This window comes from Achromobacter spanius, assembly GCF_039673305.1.
Classification (GTDB): Bacteria; Pseudomonadota; Gammaproteobacteria; order Burkholderiales; family Burkholderiaceae_B; genus Achromobacter; species Achromobacter spanius_F.
This window is the reverse complement of record NZ_JBDJLJ010000027.1, coordinates 41371-67450: the sequence shown is the minus strand read 5'-3', so window position 1 is coordinate 67450 and position 26080 is coordinate 41371. Positions and strand designations below refer to the sequence as shown.

Annotated in this window: 16 protein-coding genes and 2 pseudogenes; 6 read left to right on the top strand and 12 right to left on the bottom strand. The window is 68.5% G+C overall.

All coding sequences use genetic code 11. The features are described 5' to 3' along the window. The 3 genes from ABE485_RS19815 to ABE485_RS19805 form a co-directional block, all read left to right on the top strand. On the top strand, positions 1 to 1261 hold a 1261-nt coding region (locus tag ABE485_RS19815; protein WP_346516974.1), incomplete at its 5' end, for a putative baseplate assembly protein. Then, positions 1258 to 3360 carry a phage tail protein gene (locus ABE485_RS19810; RefSeq protein WP_346516973.1) on the top strand — a complete coding sequence of 701 codons (2103 nt, stop codon included), beginning with the start codon at positions 1258 to 1260 and terminating at the stop codon, positions 3358 to 3360. The genes ABE485_RS19815 and ABE485_RS19810, both read left to right, overlap by 4 nt. A 25-nt stretch (positions 3361 to 3385) precedes the next feature. Next, the gene (locus tag ABE485_RS19805) at positions 3386 to 6511 is read left to right on the top strand and encodes a DUF6519 domain-containing protein (RefSeq protein ID WP_346516972.1); all 3126 of its coding nucleotides are present in this window, start codon (positions 3386 to 3388) and stop codon (positions 6509 to 6511) included. Positions 6512 to 6683: 172 nt separating this feature from the next. Here ABE485_RS19805 and ABE485_RS19800 read toward each other — a convergent pair whose 3' ends face one another. The 4 genes and pseudogenes from ABE485_RS19800 to ABE485_RS31250 all read right to left on the bottom strand — a co-directional run. Beyond that, the gene (locus ABE485_RS19800) at positions 6684 to 9677 is read right to left on the bottom strand and encodes a YadA family autotransporter adhesin (protein WP_346516971.1); all 2994 of its coding nucleotides are present in this window, start codon (positions 9675 to 9677) and stop codon (positions 6684 to 6686) included. A gap of 141 nt (positions 9678 to 9818) precedes the next feature. Next, positions 9819 to 9947, bottom strand: a pseudogene (locus ABE485_RS31255) (ESPR domain-containing protein); the annotation flags it as partial. A gap of 308 nt (positions 9948 to 10255) precedes the next feature. Continuing rightward, on the bottom strand, positions 10256 to 13249 hold the full coding sequence (locus ABE485_RS19795) for a YadA family autotransporter adhesin (protein ID WP_346516970.1): 2994 nt from the start codon (positions 13247 to 13249) through the stop codon (positions 10256 to 10258). 141 nt (positions 13250 to 13390) lie between these two features. Next, positions 13391 to 13519, bottom strand: a pseudogene (locus tag ABE485_RS31250) (ESPR domain-containing protein); the annotation flags it as partial. A gap of 343 nt (positions 13520 to 13862) precedes the next feature. On the opposite strand from ABE485_RS31250, the gene ABE485_RS19790 reads away from it, so the two are divergent. Both ABE485_RS19790 and ABE485_RS19785 read left to right on the top strand, forming a co-directional pair. Then, entirely contained in the window at positions 13863 to 15083 is a 1221-nt protein-coding gene (locus ABE485_RS19790; RefSeq protein ID WP_346516969.1) for an MFS transporter, read from the top strand. Between the two features lie 243 nt (positions 15084 to 15326). Further along, a complete protein-coding gene (locus ABE485_RS19785) occupies positions 15327 to 17408 on the top strand; it encodes a PIG-L family deacetylase (protein WP_346516968.1) in 2082 nt (693 codons plus the stop codon). 18 nt (positions 17409 to 17426) lie between these two features. Here ABE485_RS19785 and ABE485_RS19780 read toward each other — a convergent pair whose 3' ends face one another. The 6 genes from ABE485_RS19780 to ABE485_RS19755 all read right to left on the bottom strand — a co-directional run bounded on the left by ABE485_RS19780 (position 17427) and on the right by ABE485_RS19755 (position 22529). Next, the gene (locus ABE485_RS19780; protein ID WP_346516967.1) at positions 17427 to 18035 is read right to left on the bottom strand and encodes a LysE family translocator; all 609 of its coding nucleotides are present in this window, start codon (positions 18033 to 18035) and stop codon (positions 17427 to 17429) included. A 95-nt stretch (positions 18036 to 18130) separates the two neighbouring features. Further along, entirely contained in the window at positions 18131 to 18463 is a 333-nt protein-coding gene (locus ABE485_RS19775; RefSeq protein WP_346516966.1) for a four-helix bundle copper-binding protein, read from the bottom strand. A 69-nt stretch (positions 18464 to 18532) separates the two neighbouring features. After that, complete coding sequence (locus ABE485_RS19770) at positions 18533 to 19531, bottom strand: Bug family tripartite tricarboxylate transporter substrate binding protein (RefSeq protein ID WP_346516965.1); 999 nt, start codon at positions 19529 to 19531, stop codon at positions 18533 to 18535. A 116-nt stretch (positions 19532 to 19647) separates the two neighbouring features. Further along, positions 19648 to 20559, bottom strand: coding sequence for a LysR family transcriptional regulator (locus ABE485_RS19765; protein WP_346516964.1), 912 nt, complete (start codon positions 20557 to 20559; stop codon positions 19648 to 19650). A 39-nt stretch (positions 20560 to 20598) separates the two neighbouring features. Further along, entirely contained in the window at positions 20599 to 21735 is a 1137-nt protein-coding gene (locus ABE485_RS19760) for a CaiB/BaiF CoA transferase family protein (RefSeq protein ID WP_346516963.1), read from the bottom strand. Beyond that, positions 21735 to 22529 (bottom strand): enoyl-CoA hydratase, encoded by a 795-nt coding sequence (locus tag ABE485_RS19755; RefSeq protein WP_346516962.1) that lies wholly within the window; start codon positions 22527 to 22529, stop codon positions 21735 to 21737. The genes ABE485_RS19760 and ABE485_RS19755 overlap by 1 nt, the downstream gene beginning before the upstream one ends. 185 nt (positions 22530 to 22714) lie before the next feature. Here ABE485_RS19755 and ABE485_RS19750 point away from each other — a divergent pair, with 185 nt between their 5' ends. Beyond that, positions 22715 to 23329, top strand: a complete 615-nt coding sequence (locus ABE485_RS19750) for an ABC transporter ATP-binding protein (protein ID WP_346516961.1) — start codon at positions 22715 to 22717, stop codon at positions 23327 to 23329. A gap of 57 nt (positions 23330 to 23386) precedes the next feature. Here ABE485_RS19750 and ABE485_RS19745 read toward each other — a convergent pair whose 3' ends face one another. Next, positions 23387 to 24163 (bottom strand): hypothetical protein, encoded by a 777-nt coding sequence (locus tag ABE485_RS19745; protein ID WP_346516960.1) that lies wholly within the window; start codon positions 24161 to 24163, stop codon positions 23387 to 23389. A gap of 96 nt (positions 24164 to 24259) precedes the next feature. Then, positions 24260 to 25702 (bottom strand): DUF1254 domain-containing protein, encoded by a 1443-nt coding sequence (locus ABE485_RS19740; protein WP_346516959.1) that lies wholly within the window; start codon positions 25700 to 25702, stop codon positions 24260 to 24262. Between the last annotated feature and the right edge of the window lie 378 nt (positions 25703 to 26080).

Here is a 26080-nt window from a genome sequence, read left to right as displayed (position 1 = left end):
GCTGGAATTCGAGGACGGCGCGCGATTCACGGCCAGCCTGGCCGAGGCCAGCGATATCGTGCGCATCCAGCGCAACGACAGCGCCGGCGGGCGCACCACCCTGCGCGTGGACGCCGACCTGGCCCATGCCTACCTGCCCGCCACGGTGCGGATCAACGCCAACGTCGCGCCCGCCAGCCACGGCGACAGCAGGCAGATGCGCATCCAGCCCGAGGTGCTGGGCAGCGGCGCCGGCAACCGCGCGTTCCAGCGCTTCACGCTGCAGCAAAAGCCGCTGACCTTCGTGCCCGCGCCCACGGCCAGCGGCGCGGCCAGCACGCTGGAGCTGCGGGTGGACGGCCTGCTGTGGACCCAGGCGCCGCGCATCACGGCGCTGGCGCCGGACGAGCGCGCCTATCTGCTGCGCCTGGACGACAGCGGCGGCGCCACGGTGCAGTTCGGCGACGGCGAGCATGGCGCGCGCCTGCCCTCCGGATCGGGCAACGTGGAGGCGCGCTACCGCGTCGGGCTGGGACGCGAAGGCAACGTCGCGCCCGGCCAGCTCAGCGTGCTGCTCACGCGCGCGCCGGGCGTCAAGGCGGTAACCAACCCGGGGGCCGCGACCGGCGGCGCCGATCCCGAGGTCGGCGATGCCGCCCGCCGCAACGCGCCGCTGCGCGTGCGCACGCTGGACCGCATCGTCTCGCTGCGCGACTTCGAGGACTACGCGGCCGCATTCACCGGCATCGGCAAGGCGCAGGCGGTATGGCTGTGGGACGGCGAGCAAAGAATGGTGCACCTGACCGTGGCCGGCGAAGACGGCGCGGCCCTGGATCCCGCCGGCGAGCTTTACCGCAACTTGCTGGCGGCCATCGATGCGGCGCGGCCGCCCTATCAGCCGCTGCGGGTCGCCCCCTGCCGCTACCTGGATTTCGGCCTGCGGGCCGGACTGGGCATCGACGCCCGGTACGAACCGCCCAAGGTGCTGCAGGCGGCGCGCGCCCGGATCCTGGACGCGTTCGGCTTTGCCGCGCGCGCCTTCGGCCAGCCGGTGCACGGCGCCGAAGTGCTGGCCGCGCTGCAGGGCGTGCCGGGGGTGCTGTGGGTGGACCTGGACGCGCTGGTGCTCGACGCGGGGCTGGACGGCGTCGCGGCGCGCCGCAGCAATGGGCCCGACGCCACCCTGCCCGCACGCAGCGCCCGCTGGCAGCAGGGCAGCCTGCAGCCCGCCGAACTGCTGCGCCCCGATCCCGCCAACGTTCTGCTGTCGGAGCGCACATGACCAGACGCCTTGACGCCGATGCCCTGCTGGCGCTGCTGCCGGCCTTCTACCAGGAACGGGACGCCGCCGCCGGCGGTCCGCTGCGCGCGCTGCTCGACGTGCTGGCGCGCCAGGGCGCGCTGGTGGACGCGGACGTGGACCGCCTCTACGACAACTGGTTCATCGAAACCTGCGACGAATGGGTGGTGCCCTACCTGGGCGACCTGCTGGGCGTGCGCGCGCTCTACCCCGTCGGCGGCGGGTTCTCTCCACGCGCCCTGGTGGCCAACACCCTGCGGCTGCGCCGGCGCAAGGGCACCGCGCTGGTACTCGAAGAACTGGCCGCCAACGCCACCGGCTGGCCCAGCCGCGTCTCGGAATGCTTCGAGCGCGTGGCCACCACGCAGCATGTGAACCATCCGCGCCCCCACGCCCTGCGCACGCCCGACCTGCGCCGCGCCCGCGCGATGGAGCGCACGGGCGGACCGTTCGGCGCCGAGCTGCACACGGCGGACGTGCGCGCGCTGCCGGCCGGCCGCTACAACCTGCCCAACGTCGCGCTTTTCCTGTGGCGGCTGCAGTCATACACCGTGCAGCGCGGCGACGCCGCGCCCGCCACGACGCTCGACGGCTTCTACACCGTCGATCCGCTGGGCCGGGACCAGCCCCTGTTCAACCGGCCGCGCACCGAGACGGACATCGACCACCTGGCTGACCCCATCAACGTCCCCGAGCCCCTGTCGTGGCGTGACCTGCACGCGGAACTGGAGGCGCGCCGCCAGGCCCTGACCGACGGCGACGCGCCGCCCCAAGGCTGGTTCGCCGATGACGGACCCGGCCCCGTCCTGCAAGTCTGGGTGGACGGCCAGCCCGTGCCCGCCGAACATCTGGTCATCTGCGACCTCGCGCCGATCCCGGGCGTTGCGCCCGAGGCATGGCGCCGCCCCGACGCGGCGCTGCTGGTCAAGTCCGGGAAGCCCGGACGCCCCGACCGCAGCTTTCCCGCCGCGGGCGGCCTGCTGGTCGGGCTGGACCCCCGGCGCGGGCGCATCGCCCTGCCGGCGGGCGCCGTGGCCGCATCCGTCCAGGTCCGCTATGCCTACGGCTTTCCGGGCGATATCGGCGCGGGCCCGTACGACCGGAGCGCGGGCGCCGACGACGAACCGGCCGCGACGCCGCCCGATGCCTTCGACGTCCTGCTGCGCGTGCCTTCCGTCGCGACCCCGACGCTGGCCGCGGCGCTGGCCGCCGTGCTGCCGGGGCAGCGCGCGCGCATCATCGTCGACCACGACGGGTCCGAAGCCATCGCGCCCGACCTGGACCTGCCCGACACCCACCTGGCGATCGAGGCCGCGCCGCGGCGGCGGCCGGTGTTCCTGGGCGACTGGCGGCTACGCGGAAACGCCAGCACCCGCGTGCTGCTCGACGGCCTGCTGCTGGACGGCCGCCTGCGGCTGGAAGGCGCGCTGCGCGCCGCGGCATTGCGCCACTGCACGCTGGTCCCCGCGCGCGGCGGCGTGCGCCACACGGGCGCCGCGCCCGAACTCGAACTGACGCTGCGCCGCTGCATCTGCGGTCCGGTGCGCAGCGCAGGGCCGCTCGCCTCGGTGGACATCGACGGCTGCCTGATCGACGCCCAGGGCGTCGCCCCGGCCGCGGTCGACGTGGACGACAGTGCCCTGCGCGTCGTGGGCAGCACGCTGTTCGGACGCGTGGCCGCAGGCCGGCTCGACGCGTCCAACACGCTGTTCGGCGCACCGCTCGCCATCAACCGCAGGCAGGAAGGCTGCGTGCGCTATTGCCATGTGCCGCTGCCGTCCGTCACGCCGCGGCGCTATCGCTGCCAGCCGGACCTGGCCACGCAGGACCTCGGCGCCGCAGCCGCCAAACGGGCCGCGGCGCGCGTCGCCCCGTCGTTTACGTCGACAGAATTCGGCGCGCCGGCCTATGGCCAGCTGGCGCGCGGTTGCGCGCCCGAGATCCGCGAAGGCGCGGACAACGGCGCCGAGATCGGCGCCTGGAATTTCCTGCTGCAAGCCCAGCGCGAGGCCAACCTCGCACTGGCCCTGGACGAGTATCTGCGCTTCGGACTCGAAGCGGGAATGATCCCCGTGAACTGAGCCACCTGTCTTCGGGAACAACACCATGAAAGCCGATCTCAGCCGCCTCACCTTCGATCCCGCCCGGCGCTACCGGGCCGTCCGCATGCAACAGGGCCGCGTGCAGATGGACGCGGACTGGAACGAGCAGCAGGACATCCTGAACCGCCGCATCGAAACCGAGACGGCGGACACCGTGGGACCCGTCGGCGTGCCCCTGTCCGCGCCGGGCTTCGCGTTGGCGCCCGCGGGCAAGGACCTGTCGCTGTCCGCCGGCCGTCTTTACGTGGACGGCCTGCTCTGCGAAAACCCGCAGCCCGCCAGCGTGGCGCGCCAGCCTGATCTGCCGGCGACTGCCTCGCCCGTGCTGCCCGCCGGCGCATCCGCCTTGCCGCTGCCGCCGCCCGGCCTCACGCCCGCCGACATCGACGGCGTCGTCGTCTTCGGCTCGGGCGGACAGGCGGCGCCGCCGCCCGAGGGCATGTACCTGGCCTATCTGGAGGCCTGGCAGCGCCACCTGTGCACGCTGGACCTCGCGCCGGGCGACACCAGCATGCGCGAGGTCGCGCTGGGCGGCCCCGACACGGCGACCCGCGAGAAGACGGTCTGGCAGGTGAAGCTGATGCAGGTGGGCGCGCCCGACGCCGCCCTCACCTGCCTGTCGGCCCTGCCCGCGTGGGACGCGCTGACGGCGCCGCCGGACGCGCGCATGGCCGCGCGCGCCGAAGCCAGCGTGCCGCCCAAGACGCCGTGCCAGCTGCCGCCCGACGCCGGCTACCGCCTGCTGGAAAACCATCTCTACCGCATCGAGATCCACCAGGACGGGGCGGGCGCGGGCAAGGCGCGCTACAAGTGGTCCCGCGAGAACGGCAGCATCCTGTCGCGCGTGGTGCGCTGGCTGGACGACCCCGTGGCCAATGAATTCGAGGTCGCCAGCATCGGCCGCGACGACGTGCTGGCCATCACCGCCGGCTGCTGGGTCGAGTTCCTGGACGACACGCATGAACTGCTGGGCCAGCCCGGTCCGCTGGCCCAGGTGGTGCGCACCGACGGCAACACGGTCACGATCGATCCCGCCACGCTGATCGGCCACCCGCTGGATGAGCCGCGCTTTCCGGCGAACCCGCGCGTGCGCCGCTGGGACGGCGTCGCCGAAATCACGCCCGCGCCCGTCAACAGCCCCAATGCGGGCTGGGTCGAACTGGAGCAGGATGGCATCGAGATCAAGTTTTCGCCCGGGCGGCTGCGCGTGGGCGACTACTGGCTGATCCCCGCCCGCACCGCCACGGCCTCGATCGAATGGCCGCAGGCGCCTGACGGCAAGCCGGCCTTCAGCACCCCGGCCGGCGTGCTGCGCGCCTTCGCGCGGCTGGCCCTGCTGCGCTGGCAGGGCGGCGCCTGGACCGCCGTCAGCGACTGCCGTCCGCTCTTTCCCGCGCTAACCGAACTGACGCAGCTCTACTACGCGGGCGGCGACGGCCAAAGCGTCAAGCCCAACCCCGCCATGACGCCCGACGTCGTGCCGCTGCCCGCCGATCTGCGCGCGGGCGTGGCCAACGGCAGCCATCCGGTGGCCAACGCGATGGTGCGCTTCAGCGTGGACGCGGGCCGCCTGCCCAACGGCACGGCGACACAGGACGTGCCCACCGGCCCGGACGGCGTCGCGTCGATCGCGTGGTCGCTGGCCTGCGACGCCAGCCGGCCCGTGCAGCGCGCGACCGCCCAGTTGCTCGTGGCGGGCCAGCCGGCGGCGGACCGCTACCTGCCCCTGCGCTACACCGCCAGCCTCGCGCTGGCGTCCGAGGTCGGCTACGACCCGAGCGGCTGCGCCGACCTGCTGGCCGAACAGGCGTACACGGTGCAGCAGGCGCTGGACGCCTTGTGCCGGCGCACGCACGGTGGCGGCTGCTGCGTCACGGTCGGCCCGGCCGGCGACTTCCCGACGCTGGACAAGGCGCTGCGCACGCTGATCGGCCAGGACCGGCTCGACATCTGCCTGTGCCTCACGCCCGGCGAACACAAGCTGGACGACGATCTCGTCATCAAGGGACCGCGCGTGCGGCTGATGCTGCACGGCTGCGGACCGGCCAGCCGCCTGATGCTGGAGGAGCGCAGCTTCGGCCTGGACAGCTTCGCGTCCGTGTCCCTCGCCGACCTGATGATCTCGCGGCGCGGCCAGCCCGGTTCCCTGGCCTTTTCCCAATGCGCCGACCTGCGGCTCTCGCGCGTCGATTGCGTGGGTCCGGCGGGTCCGGGAGCAAGCCTGGTTCGCATCGGGGGCAGCCGGCGCGTGCACATCGAGGGCTGCCGGCTGCTTGCGGCGGGACGAGGCACGGCCGAGCGCCAAGACTTTCTCTTCAGCCGCGCGCCGACGCTCGCCGCCTTGAAAGCGGCGCTGGCGCCGGAGTCCCAGCTGGACGACGATGACGATCGGGCCGCGCTGGCGCTCGCGCGCCAACCGATGGATGCGCGCAAGGCGATGACCACCGAGATCGCCAGCCTGCTGCGTGCCGGCACGGCCGGCAACGTGCTGACGCTGAGTCCCCGCATCCAGGCCGCGCTGGCGTCCCTGGCCACGCAACTGGGGCGGGAAGCGCCGCAGCAGAACCGGCTGCGCGCCACGATCGGCCTGCTTGCCGCCGCCCTGCTGGCCGATCCCCTGTCGTGCGCCCTGGCGCTGCTGGACAACGACGCCGACACCACCGTGCGCGACAACCGCCTGCGCGGCGGCATCGCCCTCTTCGCGGAATCGGGCGACTTTCCCGAGCTGACGACGGACCAGCTCAAGCTGCTAGGCGGCGGCATCCGCACCGGCAAGATGGTGCCCACGGGCGACGGCACGCTGACGCTGCAGTGCAATCAACTCTCCAGCATGCGGCTGGGCGCGGAAGCCGCGCGCGCCATGCTGACCATCATCCAGACCGGCGGCGAATTCGCCGCCTGGCGCTGCCTGCGCGCCGCGGACAACGCGCTGGAGGCCTACAGCCACTTCCCGGCGTTCGACGCCGCCGTGACCGGCAACAACCTGCTCACCAACGGCGACGCCGGCGCGCTGATCGCCACGCAAGCCAAGATCATCGGCAACTTTGCGCACAATGATTTCCGGCTGTTCGTGTCGGGCGCCAATCCGGAAAGCCTGGCCAACGGGGGGCTGAACGTCGTCACGGTGTGATGCCCTCAAGAACGGCGCTTCGCAGGGGAGATACCACGGTCCGCGGGGGGCGCGCAGGCTTGGGCCGAGCGACGCGGCAAGCGCCCAAGGAAAACGCCCTTGCCGACCATCGCTGCGGACGGCACGGCAAGGGCATTCGGCCTTTCGGGTGCGCCAGTTCGACGCTATCGCATCACCACTGCATCGAGGCGCCGATGCCGGCCGTCGCGCCGCCCGAGGCAATGCCCACGCCCGCCTTCAGCTTGACGCGGTCATTCACGCGCGCGGACGCGCCCAGCGCCACGGCCTGGTAGCCACGGTAGGTCGAGGCGCCCATGCCCAACGCGAACTTCTTGCCCGTGTCGACTTCGGGAATCATGGTCAGCGCCGTGCTCGCGGCGATGCCCGAGTAGGCATTGCGCGCCACGTTGTCCAGCGCCTTGTTGGTCTGGTCCAGGCGGCTGTCCAGGCGGTTCAGGCCCTCGCGGTTTTGCTGCACGCCGCTGTCCAGCGAACCCAGCGCATCGCCCACCGTGCTGTAGGTCTGCCCATCCACCTGATACGTCGGGCCGGTCACCGCGCCGGTCGACGCGTCGATGCGCGCGCCGCCGCCCAGGCTGGCGACCACCGGATCCAGTTGGCCCACGTTCACGGCGTCGGACTTCTGCGTGCCCGCCGCCACGTTGGTCACCTGGCGCTCGGCGCCCTTGGCGCCCACGGACACCGAGTTCGCGCGATCGGCCACCGAACCGGCGCCCAGCGCCACGCTGTTGGTCGCCGACGCCGAGGCGTTCGAACCGATCGCCACAGCCTTGGTGCCCGCACCCGCCACCGCCGCGTCGCTGCCGTCGCTGGCGCCGTCGGCCTTGACGTAAGCACTGGCGGCGCTCATTTCACCGACCTGCTGCGTCAGGGCGTAGATCTGGCTGCCGTTCACGGCGTCCGTGCTATCGGCCGAGATGACGCCGTTGGCCACGCCGGTCACCTTGCGGGCGCCTTCCGTGCCCGCCATGTCGATCGTGGTGCCGCCCCTGTCGGAAGCGACGGAAATGGTTCCGCTCGTGGCATCTTCCTTGACCATCCCCATCTGGCCACTGGTGATCTGCGCCGTGACGCTGTCCACCGTCGTCTGCATCTGGGTCACCCGGTTGTCCAGGCCCGTCACGGCAGCGCCAACCGAACGGTACACCGTGCCGCCCACGCTATACGACGGCGCGGCAATCGACCCGTCCGCATTGACGAAGGCGCCGCCGCCGAGCGCGCTGGCGACGGAATCGCTCACGCGGTAGAGCTGTCCGCCGTTGACGGCATGCAGGCTGCCCGCCGCGACCACGCCATCCGCCACGCCGTTCAACTGGCGCGCGCCGGCTCTGCCGGTGATGTCAACCAGATTGCCGTCCTGATCCTTGCCGACGGTCAGCGCGCGCGTCGTCGCGTCCTGCTTGACCAGGCCCAGCTCACCGCTGGTGAGGCTGGCCGTCAGGTTGTTCAGGTTCGTCGTGTTCTGCGCGACCAGCCCATCCAGCGTGTTCAGCGCCGTCGTGTTGGCCAGCACGTTCTGGTTGGTGGCATAGAGCTGGGAGCCATTGACCGCATCCAGGCTGGTGGCGTCCAGCGTGCCGGCGGCGACGCCCGTCAGCTTGCGCGCACCAGCCGTGCCGGCAACGTCCACCAGCGAGCCGTCCAGATCCTTGGCGACCGTAACAGTCTTGGACACGGCATCCTGACGCACCAGGCCGGATTCGCCGTTGTTCAGCGCCTGCGTCAGGTTGGAGATGTCACCCGCCGATTGGGTCACGCGAGTATCCAGCGCCGTGATCGACGAGGTGTTCGACGTCACGCGGCCATCGAGGCTGGTAATGGAGGTGGTGTTGGACGTCACGCGGGTATCCAGGCCCGTGATTGCCGACGTGTTGGCGGCAACGTTCTGGTTCGTCGAGTACAACTGCGCGCCGTTGACGGCATCCACGCTGGCCGCGTCCAGCGTGCCCGTGGCGACGCCCGTCAGCTTGCGCGCGCCGGCCGTGCCGGCAAAGTCCACCAGCGAGCCGTCCAGGTCCTTGGCGACCGTGATGGTCTTGGACACGGCATCCTGGCGCACCAGCCCCGATTCGCCATTGTTCAGCGCCTGCGTCAGGTTGGTGATGTCGCCGGCGGACTGGGTCACGCGGGTATCCAGGCCGGTGATCGCCGACGCGTTGGCCGCGACGTTCTGGTTCGTCGTGTACAGCTGCGCGCCATTGACGGCATCCAGGCTGGCCACGTCCAGCGTCCCGGCGGCGACGCCGGTCAGCTTGCGCGCGCCGACCGTGCCGGTCAGGTCGACCAGCGAACCGTCCAGGTCCTTGGCCACCGTGATGGTCTTGGACACGGGATCCTGGCGCACCAGGCCCGACTCGCCGCTGTTCAGCGCCTGCGTCAGGTTGGTGATGTCGCCCGCGGACTGGGTGACGCGAGTGTCCAGCGCCGTGATGGACGAGGTGTTCGACGTCACGCGGCCGTCGAGGCTGGTGATGGAGGTGGTGTTGGACGTCACGCGGGTATCCAGGCCGGTGATCGCCGACGTGTTGGCCAGGACGCTCTGATTCGTGGAATAAAGCTGCGAACCGTTGACCGCATCCACGCTGGCCGCATCCAGCGTGCCCGCGGCGACGCCGGTCAGCTTGCGCGCACCGGCCGTGCCGGCAAAGTCCACCAGCGAGCCGTCCAGGTCCTTGGCGACCGTGATGGTCTTCGACACGGCGTCCTGCAGCACCAGGCCCGACTCGCCAGCGTTCAGCGCCTGCGTCAGGTTGGTGATGTCGCCCGAGTTCTGCGTCACGCGGCTGTCCATCGCGGTGATCGAGGACGTGTTCGAGGTCACGCGGCCATCGAGACTGGTAATGGAAGTGGTGTTGGACGTCACGCGGGTATCCAGGCCGGTGATCGCCGAGGTGTTGGCCAACACATTCTGGTTCGTCGTGTACAGCTGCGAGCCGTTGATGGCATCCTGGCTGATCGCGGTTACGCCGCCCGCGCCGACCTGCGTGATCTTGTTGCCGTTCATGTGGACGTCGTTCAGCATCGAAATGCCGCTGGTTCCCTTCAACTCCAACACGCCAGAGGAATAGCCGGAGATGCGCGCGGTCGAAGTCGAGAAGCCAGCGCCGCCGGTGTCATTGCCAGCGTTGTTCAACGAGAAGGACATGCCCGCCGTCGTACAACTCAACGCGGTCGGTGCGCCTGACGAGCCTATGGAAGACCCCGTATTTGTCGTCGAATCGCAGAGCTGGAGTCCTGATCCGGCCGCGAGGGCAGACGGCGCGTGGCTCATGGCCCCCAAGCCACTCAACACCAAGACCGCCGACGTTGCGGCACGGCGCGCCCGACCGGGCTTGGCATGGGAACGAGCGGTTTCGGACACGGCCACCCACGTGTTGGAGGCGGTATTCCAGACAAGCATAAAGATGTGGTTCATTTGTAAGCAGGCATCCGCCGCGCGTCGTACACGCAGCACAGTCGTTGCCAGGGCTACCTGGTAAGGCATGCCCCGTAATCTAGGGTTGGAAAGGGTTTTGGCAGTCGAGACTGTAGGGAAGGAACCTGATGAGAAAAATCAAAGGTTTCTTAAATGACAGGCTCACATGTCGGTTTTCGAAAAAATTCGAACGCACCTTCCTGCGTTCCTCAACCGCAAACGCCCTTGCCGCCCATCTCGAAGGATGGGACGCCAAGGGCGTTGGGCTGCTGCAGGCGCGTGTCTGGCGCCTGTTTGGCGTTAGCGCATTACCACTGCATCGACGCGCCGATGCCAGCGGTGGCGCCGCCCGAGGCAATACCCACGCCCGCCTTCAGCTTGACGCGGTCGTTCACGCGCGCCGACGCGCCCAGCGCCACGGCCTGATAACCGCGATAGGTGGAGGCGCCCATGCCCAGCGCGAACCGCTTGCCCGGGTCCACATCGGGAATCATGGTCAGCGCCGTGGTCGCGGCGATGCCGGAATAGGCATTGCGCGCCACGTTGTCCAGCGCCTTGTTGGTCTGGTCCAGGCGGCTGTCCAGGCGGTTCAGGCCCTGGCGGTTTTGCTGCACGCCGCTGTCCAGCGAACCCAGCGCATCGCCCACCGTGTTGTAGGTTTGGCCGTCCACCTGATACGACGGCCCCGTCACCACGCCGGTCGACGCGTCGATGCGCGCGCCGCCGCCCAGGCTGGCCACCACCGGATCCAGTTGACCCACGTTCACGGCGTCAGTCTTTTGCGTGCCGGCCGCCACGCGGGTCACCTGGCGCTCGGCGCCCTTGGCGCCCACGGACACCGAGTTCGCGCGATCGGCCACCGAACCGGCGCCCAGCGCCACGCTGTTGGCCGCCGACGCCGAGGCGTTGGAACCGATCGCCACAGCCTTGGTGCCCGCGCCCGCCACCGCCGCATCGCTGCCGTCGCCGGCGCCGTCGACCTTGACGTAAGAATTGGCGGCGCTCATTTCACCAACCTTCTCCGTCAGGGCGTAAATTTGGCTGCCGTTCACGGCGTCGGTGCTATCGGCCGAGATGACGCCGTTGGCCACGCCCGTGACCTTGCGAGCGCCTTCCGTGCCACCCATGTCGATCACGGTGCCGCCTTTGTCCGCGGCAATGGAAATCTCACCAGTGCCGGACTCTTCCTTGACCAGGCCCATCGCACCGCTGCTCACTTGCGCCGCCACGTTGTCGACAGCCGTCTGCATCTGGTTCACCCGGCTGTCCAGGCCGGTCACGGCAGCGCCGACCGAACGGTATACCGTGCCGCCCACGCTATACGACGGCGCGGCAATCGACCCGTCCGCATTGACGAAGGCGCCGCCGCCCATCGCGCTGGCGACCGAGTCGCTCACGCGGTAGAGCTGTCCGCCGTTGACGGCATGCAGGCTGCCCGCGGCGACCACGCCATCCGCCACGCCGTTCAACTGGCGCGCGCCGGCTGTGCCGGTGATGTCGACCAGATTGCCGTCCTGATCCTTGCCGACGGTCAGCGCGCGCGTCGTCACGTCCTGCTTGACCAGGCCCAGCTCACCACTGGTGAGGCTGGCCGTCAGGTTGTTCAGGTTCGTCGTGTTCTGCGCGACCAGCCCATCCAGCGTGTTCAGCGCCGTGGTGTTGGCCAGCACGTTCTGGTTGGTGGCATAGAGTTGCGACCCGTTCACCGCATCCAGGCTGGTGGCGTCCACCGAGCCGGCGGCGACGCCCGTCAGCTTGCGCGCGCCGGCTGTGCCGGTCACGTCGACAAGCGTGCCGTCCAGGCCCTTGGCCAGCGTGATGGTCTTGGACACGGGATCCTGGCGCACCAGGCCCGATTCGCCATTGTTCAGCGCCTGCGTCAGGTTGGTGATGTCGCCCGAGTTCTGCGTCACGCGGCTGTCCAGCGCGGTGATCGACGAGGTGTTCGTCGTCACGCGGCCATCGAGGCTGGTGATGGAGGTGGTGTTGGTGGTTACGCGGGTATCCAGGCCGGTGATCGCCGACGTGTTGGCCAAGACGCTCTGATTCGTGGAATAAAGCTGCGAGCCGTTGACCGCATCCACGCTGGCCGCGTCCAGCGTGCCCGCGGCGACGCCGGTCAGCTTGCGCGCGCCGGCCGTGCCGGTCAGGTCGACCAGCGAGCCGTCCAGGTCCTTGGCGACCGTGATGGTCTTGGACACGGCATCCTGGCGCACCAGGCCCGATTCGCCATTGTTCAGCGCCTGCGTCAGGTTGGTGATGTCGCCGGCGGACTGGGTCACGCGGGTATCCAGGCCGGTGATCGCCGACGCGTTGGCCGCGACGTTCTGGTTCGTCGTGTACAGCTGCGCGCCATTGACGGCATCCAGGCTGGCCACGTCCAGCGTCCCGGCGGCGACGCCGGTCAGCTTGCGCGCGCCGACCGTGCCGGTCAGGTCGACCAGCGAACCGTCCAGGTCCTTGGCCACCGTGATGGTCTTGGACACGGGATCCTGGCGCACCAGGCCCGCTTCGCCGTTGTTCAGCGCCTGCGTCAGGTTGGTGATGTCGCCCGCGGACTGCGTGACGCGGGTGTCCAGCGCCGTGATCGACGAGGTGTTCGACGTCACGCGGCCATCGAGGCTGGTGATGGAGGTGGTGTTGGACGTCACGCGAGTATCCAGGCCGGTGATGGCCGACGTATTGGCCAAGACGCCCTGGTTCGTGGAATATAGCTGCGAGCCATTCACCGCATCCACGCTGGCCGCATCCAGCGTCCCGGCGGCGACGCCCGTCAGCTTGCGCGCGCCGGCCGTGCCGGCAAAGTCCACCAGCGAGCCGTCCAGGTCCTTGGCGACGGTGATGTTCTTCGACACGGCGTCCTGCAGCACCAGGCCCGACTCGCCATTGTTCAGCGCTTGCGTCAGGTTGGTGATGTCGCCCGAGTTCTGCGTAACGCGGCTGTCCAGCGACGTGATAGACGACGTGGTTGAGGTCACGCGGCCATCGAGGCTGGTGAGAGACGCCGTGTTGGACGTCACGCGGCTATCCACGTCGATAATCGCCGACGCCTGGGCCGCGACGTCCAGGTTCGTCGCGTGCAGCTGCGAGCCATTGACGGCCTCCTGGCTGGTTGGATCCAACGAGGCGGCGCCGACCTGCGTGATCTTGTTGCCGTTCATGTGGACGTCGTTCAGCATCGAAATGCCGCTGGTGCCCTTCAACTCCAACACGCCAGTGGAATAGCCGGTGATGCGCGCAGTCGAAGCCGAAAAGCCGGCGCCGCCGTTGTCAGCGCCAGCATTGTTCAACGAGAAGGTCATGCCCGTGACCGTACAACCCAACCCGCTTGGCACGCCTGACGAGCCAATGGCAGACCCCGTGTTGGTCGTGGGATCGCAGAGCTGGAGTCCTGATCCGGCCGCGAGGGCAGACGGCGCGTGGCTCATGGCCCCCAAGCCGCTCAAGACCAAGACTGCCGACGTTGCGGCACGGCGCGTCCGACCGGGCTTGCTGCGCGAACGAGCGGTTTCGGACACGGCCACCCACGTGTTGGAGGCGGCATTCCAGACGAGCATAAAGATGTGGTTCATTTGTAAGCAGGTATCCGCCGCGCGTCGTACACGCAGCACAGTCGTTGCCAGGGCCACCGGGTAGGAATTGCCCCACAACCTATTGTTGAATAAGGGTTTTTTTGGAAACACGACTGTAGAGACGGGCCTTCGCACGAACCATCGAAGGTTTCTTAAATTGCGGTGCTCGAATTGTCAGGATTCGTAAACGAGCAAGCGCCGCACGGCCCGCGGCCTACGCATTGGGCCCCGCCCACGCCCGTGCCGAAGCGTCATCCCGGACAGACATGCAAATGACAGGTTCCGCCCCCTACAATGCGGCTGTTGCATCGCAGCATTCCGCAATCCCCGCTTCGTCGTATCCATGTCCCACTCCTTCTCCTCCCAGCACCGGCCCGGCCTGGTGCTGCTTGCGCTTGCCATCGGCAGCTTCGCCATCGGAACCACCGAGTTCGCCACGATGAGCCTGCTGCCCTATTTCTCGCAGTCGCTCGGCATCGACGCCCCCACCGCCGGCCACGTGATCAGCGCCTACGCGCTGGGCGTGGTGGTGGGCGCCCCCATCCTCGCCGTGCTGGGCGCCAGGATGCCGCGCCGCCGCCTGCTGGTCGCCCTGATGGGCCTGTTCGCCATCGGCAACGGCCTGAGCGCGATCGCGCCCGATTACCACTGGATGCTGTTCTTCCGCTTCCTCAGCGGCCTGCCGCATGGCGCGTACTTCGGCATCGCCTCGCTGGTGGCCAGTTCGATGGTGCCCGCCAGCCGCCGCACCGTGGCCGTGGGCCGTGTCTTCCTGGGCCTGACGGTCGCCACGATCGTGGGCGTGCCGCTGGCCAACTGGCTGGGCCAGGTGATCGGCTGGCGCTGGAGTTTCGGCCTGGTTTCGCTGCTGGCGGTGCTCACCATGGTCAGCGTCCACCTCCACGCGCCCGACACGCCGGCCGACCCGCACGCCAGTCCGCTGCGCGAACTGAGCGCGCTGGGCCGGGGACAGGTCTGGATCACGCTGGCGATCGGCGCCGTGGGCTTCGGCGGCCTGTTCTCGATCTATACGTATCTGGCCGATACCCTGAGCGCCGTCACGCAGGTGTCGCCCGCCACCGTGCCGCTGGTGCTCAGCGCCTTCGGCGTGGGCCTCACGGTGGGCAACATGGTGGTGCCGATATTTGCCGACCGCGCGGTGATGCGCACGGCCGGCCTGCTGCTGGTGTGGTCGGCGGTCGTGCTGGCCCTGTTCCCGCTGATGGCGCACAACGTCTGGCTGATCACGCTGAACGTGTTCCTGGTCGGCGTCGGCGGCGCGCTGGGCACGGTGCTGCAGACGCGCCTGATGGACGTATCGGGCGACGCCCAGGGCCTGGCCGCCGCGTTGAACCACTCCGCCTTCAATACCGCCAACGCGCTCGGCCCCTTCCTGGGCGGCCTGGCCATCGCGGCGGGCTTTGGCTGGACGTCGACCGGCTGGGTGGGCAGCCTGCTCGCGCTCGCCAGCCTGCCGCTATGGCTGTGGGCCGTGATGCTGGAACGCCGGACGCGCGCCGCGCGCGCCGGCAAGCTGGTGGTCAGCACCGAATCCGCGCGCTGAAAATACCGGGGACGCCTGCAATCAGGCGTCCCTTTTTTCTTCCACATGGCCGGCTTTACGCGTCCCCTTTTCGCCATTCCCTGGGCGGCGCAAACGTCCCCGTTTATCCCGCACAAAAAGCGTCGGGCGTTCACCACACCCGGGCTTGCGCCTATTGCGGACTGGCGGCAAGCCGCAGCTATACTTTCCGCACTCTTTACCACTCAAGACGCGCTGCACCCTCTGTCATGCAGCGCTTTTTTTATGCCCGTTTTTTCCGCCCTGCCGCGCCCCTTCCGCCTGGCGCTCTGCTGCCTGGCCGCAGCCCTGATTTCCTCCCCCGCCCTGGCCGCTCCCCCGACGCTCGCGCAATGCCACGGCATCAAGGACCTGGCCTTCGTCGCCCACCTGGATGACGACCTGCTGTTCATGAACCCCGACGTCGCCTCGAATATCGAGGCCGGCGGCTGCGTGCGCGTCATCTACCTGACCGCCAGCGATGCCGGCGAAGGCGACGGCTACATGCTGGGCCGCGAGCGCGGCGTGCGCGCCGCGTACGCCTACATGGCCCACAAGCCCGATGTCTGGAAAGAAGACACCGGCGTCGCGGGCGGACGCCAGATCGCGCGCTTCACCCTGCAGGACAATCCGCGCGTGCAGCTGTGGCACATGCGCCTGAAGGATCCGTGGCTGGGCAAGGGCTGGGGCAGCCTCACGCCGCTCAGCCGCACCGAATCCGAACCGGGGCAAAGCGTCGATACGCTGGGTCCGCACGCCGAAACCTACACGCGCGAGCAGCTGATCGACACCCTGGCCGACCTGATCCGCCAATACGGCCCCACCACCGTGCGCCATCTGGACGACACGATCGCGGTGCCCTACACCCAGCTCTGCTGGCGCTGCGCCGGCCACGGGCATCCGGACCACATCGCCAGCGCCCGGCTGGCGCGCGAGGCCATGCTGAGGGCGCCCGGCAACTATGCCGAAACGGGCTATATCGACTACCCCAGCCAGGAACGCGCCACCAACCTTACCGAAACGGAGATCGCCAGCAAGTCGGTGATCTTCCAGCACTACGCCTGGAACGACTACCACTACTGCGCCGGCCCCACGGGCTGCAAGGAGCCGGCCGGGCCGGCCGCCGCCTGGGTGCAGCGCGCCTACTACGTCTCGCGCCACGACATCGCGCCGCAGCTGTATCCCGACGGCCGCGGCGGGCTGGTCGTGTTCGCCGCGGGCGAGACCAATGCCGCCGTCAACCGCTGGGATTCGGGTGAACGCCGCTGGCAAAGCCTGGGCGGGCGCACCACCGGCCCGGTGGTGTCGTTCACCCACGCCGACGGCACGGCCGGCCTGATGGCGCGCGACCCCCTGGGCGGCGTCTGGGCAAACAAACAGCGCCATGACGGCACCTGGCAAGGCTGGCAGGCCTTGGGCGGCATGCGCGTGACGCAGATCCCGGCCGTGGCGCCGCGCGGCGAAGCCGCTGCCGTGGCGCTGGGCTATGACGGCCTGCTCCACTGGATTGCCCCGTCCGGCATCGACGGCAGCTGGAGCACCTGGCAGGACCTGCCTTTGCTTGAAGGCGTCACCGGTGCCCCCGCCGCCGCGCGCGGCGCCGATGGCCGCTACGTCGTCTTCGCCGTCGCCGCCCGGGGCGAACTCTTCTACACCCGCCAGCTGCCGGCCAGCAGAGGCCAGCGCTCCGAATGGCAGGGCTGGCGCCGCGTGGCGGCGCCCGAGGCGGCCGGCGGACTGGCCGCGATCCGCAATCATGAAAACAGGGTCGAGCTCTACTTCCGCCAGCGCGGCAACAACCATCTGACCAAGCTGGTGGAAGCCGGCGACACCACCGATCTGGACATGGACTGGAGCGCCCCGGAAGACCTGGGCGTGCCCTATATCGGCCGCCCGGCCATCAGTGCCGACGCCCAGGGCAATGTCATGCTCGCGATCCTGGAGCGCGCGGGCGGACAGCTATGGCTGGTCGAGCACGGCAAGCCGTCCCGGCTGGACGCCGAGGCCGCTTCGCCCCCCGCCATCAACCTCATCAACGGCACGTTGTACGTCGTCGCGCGCGCCGCGGGCACCCCGCAGCGCTACCAGGTGCTGTCGCGCCACGACGGCGCATGGGCCGGGAACCTGACCCTGGACGGGGTGCCGGCCGGCGGCGGCGGACCATTCGCCGCGGTGGCCGCCCGCCCGTCGGATCTGCCCAATCTCGGCGCCCAAACCCCGAACCAGGCCGTGGTCGTGCGCCCGTCGCCCAGCGAGCCCAACACGCTGAGCGTCGAGCGCATGCCGGCGCAGACCTCGCGCGCGGCGACCCCAACCCGGGTGCAGTGAACGGCGCAAGGGGGCGCGTCAGGAATTCGGCAGCGCCGCGCCCATGGCGGCGAACAGGCCGCCGCACACTTTGTTGAAGCGGCGCCCCGTGCGTTCCAGCCAGGGACGCACGCGATGCGCCAGGCGCGCCAGCACGTATTCGACCAGGAACTCGATCACCGTGAACGTGCCCGCCATGATCAGGAACTGCATGAACAGGCTGCGGGCCGGATCAATGAACTGCGGCAGGAACGCCCCGTAGAACAGCAGCGCCTTGGGATTGGAGATGGCCGACAGCAGGCCCTGGCTGAACATGCGGCCGCGGCGCGGCTGCGGCATCTCGGGACTCGGGCGCAGTTGCACCCCGGGCGCGCGCCAGAGCTGGATGCCCAGCCATATCAGATAGGCGCCGCCCACCCACTTCAGCACGGTCAGCGCCGGCCCCCAGGCCTTGAGCAGCGCGCTGATGCCAAGCATCGACAAGGCGATCAGGGCGATGAAGCCCACTGCGCCGCCCGCTATCGTGCACAGGGCCTTGCGATGGCCGTGCAGCGCGCCGTGCGTGAGCGCCAGCAGCGTGTTGGGACCAGGCGTGATGGACAGGCCCGTGACCGCGATCAGATAGATGAGCCAGCTATGCAGCGCCATGGTGGAGATCGGAACGAATGTTGGACGGGGCAGTCTAGCATTCGCGCGAGGTCCCTACCGCGGCTCGCCCTTTGCCTCCGGACAGCGGGCCGGCTTCAACTTGCCATCCTGCCGCAAATCTCGGCGCAGTCCCCACAGGTGCGCGCGCATTCGGCCATGCCGTCCATCCCATCGCAGCTCGCCGCGCAGTCATCGCAAAGAACGGCACATGCGCCGCAGATGACCTTGTGGTTCTCGACCCCCACCAGCATCGCATGCGCCGCGGTGCGGCACATTTCGGCGCACCCCATCATCAAGCGGAAATGATGAGGCGCGACGTGCTCCCCCCCCGCCTCCAGGCAATGGTGCATCGCGGTCCTCACACACTGTCGGTAGCAGGCCAGGCAACTGTCTATACAGCTTTCCATCTCGTTGGCAACGGCGTTCATGGTGGCTCCTTGTGCTGTCGGTTCGATCCGATCAGCACACGCCGTTCCTGAAGGCGCCGCGCCCGCCTGCTATTGCGGTTCGATCTTCGCGTCCACCGCGCGCTGCGTCCAGACCTTGCGCTGCGCCTGCGCGAAGGCCTGATGCTCGGCCAGCGTGTTGGGCGACACCTGCATGCCCAGGGACTCAAAGCGCTGCAGCACGTCGGGCTCGCGCAAGATGGCGGAGACTTCCTGGTTCAGTTTCTGCACGATCGCATCCGGCGTCTTGGCGGGCGCGGCAACCCCGACCCACACCACCAGGTCGAAATTCTTGTAGCCCAGCTCGGCCAGCGTCGGAACGCCCGGGAACTCCTTGGCCCGCTCATGCCCCGTATAGGCCAGTCCGCGCAACTTGCCGGCCTGCATGAAGGACGTGACGACGGACAGGTCGGCGAACAGGTAATCCACATGCCCGCCCAGCAGGTCGGTGACGGCGGGCGGCTGGCTCTTGTAGGGCACGCCATTGGCGGCGGCGCCGGCCACCGTATTGAACGTGGCGCCGGCGATCTGGCTGGTGGGCGAGCCGTAGGCGTAATTCAGCGGCTTGTCCTGCGTGGCCTTCACCAGTTCCTGCAGGGTCTTGTAGGGCGCGTCCTCGCGCACCGCCAGCATCATCGGAATGGTGGCGATCCGGACGACGTGGATGAAATCGCCGGTGGGATCGAACGGCAGCTTGCGGAACAACGCCGGCGTGGCCGAGTGCGTCGAACTGCTGGTCAGGATCAGCGTGTAGCCGTCGGGCTGCGCACGCGCCGTGAACGCCGACCCGATCGTGCCGGAGGCGCCCGGCTTGTTCTCGATCACGACCGGCACATTCAGCCGCGGGCCCAGCTTTTCGGCAATGATGCGCGCGCTGGTGTCGGTGGCGCTGCCCGGCGAGAACGGCACCACGATTGTGATCGGCTTGTCGGGATAGGCGGATTGCGCGTGGACGGCGCCTGCGGGCAGCGCGCCGCCAAGCGCGCTGAAGAATGCAAGGCTGCCGGCGGCCAGCAGGCGGCGGCGCTGCGCGCCGAACGGTCGAGTCATGCTTGTCTCCTGTTGGGGCCGCGGGTCGGCCCTTCTTCAATTCATGGCCGTATGATGCTCGCGCCCCGCTTATCCCAACAAGGGACTAATTTTCATAGACTCATTCCAGGCCGGGATTAATCCTCCTTGGCCTCACGTTCGCGCAGGTAGTCTTCGGTTGCCTGCAGGAAGGCCGACGCCGCCAGCGACAGGCGGGCGTTGCGGCGCTGGATCAGCCAGAGTTCATGCCCGTGCCTGCGCGCGCCGTCGATCGTCAGGATGCGCAGGCCCAGCTGCCGCGCCAGGTCGCACGCATAGCCGGGAACCACGGTGATGCCCAGGCCTGCCCCCACCAGCTTCAGCACCGAGATCAGCATGCCCGCCTCGATGCGATAGCGGAACTCCAGATTCAGGTCGGCAGCCACCCGGTCCAGGCTGCGGCGCACGCTGTAGACGTTGCGCAGCATGATGTGGTCGTGGGACGCCACGTCGGCCCACGATACGGAACGCTTGCGCGTCAGCGCGTGGCGCGGCGCGCACACCGCGTACAGCGTGTCGCGGTAGATGACCCGCGTGGCCATTTCCTCGGATGGCGTTTCGACCGACACGATGCCGAAGTCCGCGCGCCCGTTGCGCACGTGCTCGAACGTGTCGTCGGTGGTCAGTTCGAAAAGGTCCAGCTTCACGCTGGGATGGGCCCGGTGATAACCGGCCACCACGTCGCCCAGCAGGCCGGCCATCATCAGCGGCGAGGTGGCCACGCCCACCGTGCCCCGCTCCAGGGTGCGCAGGCCGGACATGCTGCGTTCGGCGGCGCGCACGGTGCCCAGGATCTCTTGCGCGTAGGCGTAGAAATCCGCCGCGCCGTCGCACGGCGTGACGCTGCGCGTCGAACGCTCGAAGAGCGGCTGCCCGACCTCGGCCTCCAGTTCGGCGCACAGCTTGCTGACCGCCGACTGGGTCACGAAGGCCGCGCGGGCGGCGGCCGTAAAGCTGCGCAGTTCATAGAGCGCGCAGAAGACGCGCAGTTGCTTGAGCGTGATGTTCATGGTCGAAGTCGCCGGAGGGCGCCGCCGGCCATGCCGGCCTCAGCGCCCAGGTTCGAGGATATCGCGATCCGCGCCCTGGCGCGGCGCCTGGCGGCCGATGGCGCCCGGCGTGCGGGAAAAGCGCACCGGAATGCCGCACGCCGTCAGCGGTCCCTCGGTGGGATGCTCCACGCGCTGGAAGAATCCGGTCGCCTTCAGGTGGGGGTCGTCGAACAGGGCTTCGGGCGTGTTGACGTGCGAATGCGGAATATCCGCATCGGCCAGGAGCGCCAGCCATGCTTGCGTGCCCTGCTGCGCGACGATGTCCGCAAGGTCCTGGTACAGCGCGTCGAAATGGCGCGCGCGCGACGCGGCGTCCGCATAGCGCGGATCCGCGGCCAGATCGGCGCGCTGCGCAAGCGCGAAGAAGCGCCGCCACTGCGCATCGGTGTAGGGCAGCAGCGCCAGATAGCCGTCGCGCGTGCGGTAGGGCCGCCGCTGCGGCGACAGCACCCGGCTGTAGCCCATGGGCCCCAGCGGCGGAATGAAGCTGTGCCCGGACAGGTGCTCGACCAGCGTGAAGGAAACCAGGGTTTCGAACATGGGCACCTCGATCGCCTGGCCCTGTCCCGACCGTTCGCGCTCGTACAGCGCCATCGGAATGGCGTAGGCCAGCGTCAGGCCCGCCACCTTGTCCGCCAGAATGGTGTTCACATACGCGGGCGCCCCGCTGTTGCGCCCCTGCAGGTCCGCCAGGCCGCTCATCGCCTGGATGATGTCGTCGAACGCCGGACGCGCCGCGTAGGGGCCGTCCTGCCCGAAGCCCACCGCCGAGCAATGGATCAGCCGGGCATTGCGCCCGCACAGCGTCTGCGCATCCAGCCCCAGCCGCGCCAGGGCGGCCGGACGCACGTTGGAGACGAACACGTCGGCGCCGTCTATCAGGCGCAGCAGCGCCTCCCGGTCCTGCGGCGTCTTTGCATCCAGCGTCACGCTGTACTTGTTGCGGTTCAGGTTCAGGTAGGCGGGTCCCATCCCCGCATGCGCAGCCGGCGCCGAGGTGCGGAACACGTCGCCCTCCGGCGCTTCCACCTTGACGACCTCCGCGCCCATGTCCGCCAGGATCTGCGTGGCATAGGGGCCCATGGCCACCGAGGTCATGTCGATGACGCGCACCCCGTGCAGCGGCCCCGCCATCACTTGGTCTCCTTGTGCTGCTTGCGCGCGAGGAAGGGCGCCATGTAGCGCCGCGGCTCATCGGTGGTGAAGGCGTCGCCGAAGGCGTCCACACTGCGGTCCAGGCCGGCCTCCACCGTCGAACCGCTCCAGTAGCGCAGCAGCGCCTTCTGCGAACGCACCGCGCGCGGCCCGCTGGCGGCGATCGGCGCCACCGTGCGCTCGACCAGCGCATCCAGGCCGCCCGTCTCGCAAACGAATTCCAGGTAGCCCCATTGCAGCGCCTGGGCCGCATCCACCGTCTCGCCGGTCAGCAGCAGCCAGTTGGTCGGGCCCTGGCCGATCAGCGCCGGCAGCAGCACGGCATGGATCACGGACGGAATGCCCACGCGCACCTCGGGCATGCCGAATACGGCATCTGCCGATCCCAGGCGGATGTCGCAGGCCGCCGCCAGTTCCATGCCCGCCCCCAGGCAGAAGCCCGGGATGCGCGCAATGGTGGGCACCGGAATCGCGGCCACGGCGTCGCACAGGTCGCGCAGCCGCGTGATGAAGGCGCGCGCGCCCTGGGGATCCAGTTCGGCCATCTCGTAGATGTTGGCGCCGCCCACGAACGCCCTGTCGCCCGCGCCGCGGATGACCACCGCCCGGGCGTCGTCCTGCACCGCGATCCAGCGCGCGGCCTCGGTCAGGCTGAGCGTGACGGCCGACGCCAGGATGTTCAGGCTCTTGGCGTCGTGGATCTGCAGGGTGTAGACGCCGCGCTCGTCGCGCGTGACGCGGGCGTGGGCGAAGGAAGGAATGGGCGCAGTCATGAAAGCTCCAGCTAGGGGTTATGGCCACCGATGCTAAAGGCGGGGTTTGATCACAACAAACGAGTAATTTTCATGGAATAAGTCTACGATGGAATAAGTCATCGCCTGGCATCCGGACCGGCCGGCGGGCTTTTGCCGGATCGCCACCACTGGCCGCGCAATGTTTTCATGCGTACACTCCCCGCATGCTACGCATCGACAATCTCACCAAGCGCTATGGCGACCATCTCGTTTTCCAGGGGCTGACCCATGCCTTCCCGGCAGGATGCGTGGCGCTGTGCGAAGAGGACAGCACCGGGAAATCCAGCCTGCTGGGCATCATCGCGGGCGCGCTTGCGCCGGATGAAGGCGACGTGCATATCGACGGCCATTCGCTGATCCACGCGCCGCTGCAGGCCAGGGCGCGCCTGGCCTACGTGCCGGACAACTGCATGGCGTTTCCCCAGCAGACGGGACGCGGCCACCTCGAGCAGGCCGCGCGGGAAAAGAACGTTCCGCTGGACGGCGCCGTGCTGGACATCGCCATCCGGCTGGGACTGGAGCCGCACCTGGACAAGCGTTTCGAGCAGATGTCGACGGGCACCCGCCGCAAGGTGTACCTGACGGCGGCCGCGCTGGGCAATCCGGCCGTTGTCGTTGCCGACGGGCCCAGCAACGGCCTGGACGCGCAAGCCCGCGGCGTCCTGGCCGACCTGTTCAAAACCTGGGCGCGGGACCGCGTCGTGCTGTTCGCCAGCCATGATCCCGAACTGGTGCAGGCCTGCGGGGCAAGCACCGTCGAAGTGGGCACGCTGCGCTGACGGCTGCGCCCTGCCGCAGCCACCGCAGGGCGGCAGCCAGGTGCCTGGTTGCACCGCCTAGAAGCGGATCGTCAATCCCGCCATCGGCCCCTGCAGCACCACGTCGTACTTGAAGCCGTTCCGGTTGTAGTCCACGCCCAGCGCGCGGTAACCGACCGTCGCCGAAATGGTCTTGCTGAAGTTGTACCCGATGCCGATGCCCACGTCCCAGTCGGCATCCGCGCCGCCCGCGCCGATCAGGCCCCATCCGGTCGCATAGACCTTCTGGGTGAACTGGTAGTTGCCGCGCACCCCGACCATGGCGTCGACCCACGTGGCGCTGTCGCTGCGCTTCCTGCCGCTGAATTCCCCGCGATGCAGCGTGATGTCCGTATCGACCGACCAGACCCGCAGGCCCGCGACGACATCCAGCCGGTGCGCCGAATTCTCGAGCACCGAATAGCCCCCGCCAAGAAAGCCGGCGAACGACTTGCTCTTCACATCCGCGCTGGTCGCCACGATCTCGCGCGGCGTGTCGCCCACATTGCCGAGCTTGGCATAGATCAGGTCCCCGAAAATGCTGTAGCGGCCCTTGCGCGCGTCGCCGATCAGCATGGCCGCGAAGTCCAGGTTGTCGAATATCTTGTCGAAGCTGCTGTCGATATCGACGACCGGAAGCCGGCGGTGGGTCACCTTTCCGGATAGCGCCGGCGCCCAGAAATACGGCGTGACCGAAAACTCCCATTCGCTGGAGTAACTGCTGTCCACGGCGGGCTTCGTATCCGCTTCGGCGCAGAAACCCGATCCGGCGTACAGGACCCCGCAAACCAGGCAGCCGGTGATGTTCTTTTTCATCGCACCCCCTCCCGAACGCTCAGGCGCGAGGCATCGCATTGCCCCCGCCTGCGGCAGCGCAACCCCGGCGAAGGCGCCGGGGACGCAGTAATGGCATCAGCTCGCCCGCCTGACGGGCGGCACCGTCCAGGAACCGTTGAGGATGGACGGACTGCTCTCGTTCGGCCAATACAGGCGCATCATCAGGATGAACCTGTCCTTGGGGGCCGGCAACCAGTTCGACTCCCACCCCGGGCCGGGGGACTCGTGCTGGATGAGCAGGTCCACAGAGCCGTCCGGCTTGGCCTTGAGCGGCTGGCGCTCGCTGATCGAATAGCGGTTCAGCGGATTGTCGACGAAGAAGTAGTTCTCGTCATACATCGTCAACGACCAGAATCCCGATACCGGCGGCAACTGCCCTTTCTTGAACGTCAGGACGTATTTTTCCGTTCCGTTGTAGACGCGCTGCACCGCGCCGGTATCCGACTTCAGGGACGTCGGATACACCGCATCCTGCGGCCGGTTGGCGCCCAGCCCGATCGCGGTGATCAGGGCGCGCTGCAGGTAATTCGTCCCGTATATCCCCGTCTTCGTGGTGAAGCCCCAGCCATGGATATGCTGGATGTCGCCATCGCTGGACCTGAAGTGCGACATGATCCGTCCAAAGCCGGTCTGCGGAACGCTCTTCGCATACGCCGGATTGAGCTTGGACTTGTCGAAATCCTGCCCCGGAACGATGCCGATCGACGCCAGTTTCTCGACCATCGGCGCGTCCGCCGCTGTCGGGGGATTTCTTTTCAACAGCTCGGCAAACAAGGTGAAATACTCGTTGGCGTCCATCTTGTTGACCTGTTCGCGCACCGACGTCTTCATGTCGATCGCGGGATCGACCTTGCCTTGCGGCGGCTTCCAATCCTTGCCCCAGGCGCTCAGGGGCGCGAGCTTCACTTCATCCTGCAGCTTGTGCACCTCGGCATAATCTTCCGGCGTGCCGGTGCAGTAGATGCGCCCCAGCAGCCAGACGATGCTCGTCGGAGACTTGTATTGCGTCATGCCCTTGGGCACCGTTCCCTCCCACCCCGGGCCCGTCACCATGAAGGTCTGCGCCCCGGTGCCCGTCGTGCGCTTGCCCGGAACGTCGAACACGGTCGTCCAGCCATCCAGCAGCGGGAACAGGGCGTAGCGGCCGTTCAGGTCGGGCAGGCTGACGACCCATGGCTCGTCGCCCACATCGAAGAACGACGTGGTGTACAGGGTATCGGCATTCGGCGCCGTCACGTCCCGGAACTTGGCATCCGGATATTGGCGCAGCTTGATCAGGTTACCCATCGGCGCCCGCGTGCCCTTGGGCTCGGCGACATTGGTGACGACCCTTCTAGTCATCTCCATCGTGACGAGGGGATAGGCATAGATATAGGCTTCGGTAGCCAGCGCAAACTGCTCATCGGCCTCCGGCAGGTCCGCCACCAGGCCTTCGGCGGCCCGGGCGGTGGCGCCCAGCGTCCCGGCTGCAATCAGACTCAAACCACCTGCGTTGAACTTGCGGCGTGTCAGTTTCATTTTTATTGCTCCCGTGGATAAACATCGCGTAGTTCACTTAGACGACTTCCAACATGAAAAACGATCTTTTCCGAGCTGCAACGCAGTTGATTCGAAGTGGGGCACGCTCCATGGTCCCGAACCGGGATCCGATGACGACGACGGGATGGCTTGGCGTGGCGTGCACGCTTGGCCGTCCCGTAAATCCTGATAAATCTATGCGCAGTCCCACTGCCCCTCAATAACCCGAATTGAGTACGACCGGCCGACCCTGGTCGTAAACCGGCCCCTGCCGGAAAAGACCGCCCGCAACGGGACGACACGTAGCTGGGCCAACCTTCATGTCGCGGCACTCGGGATGTGCGCCACAGTGGGCGCTTACTAACTTTCTTCGTTCAG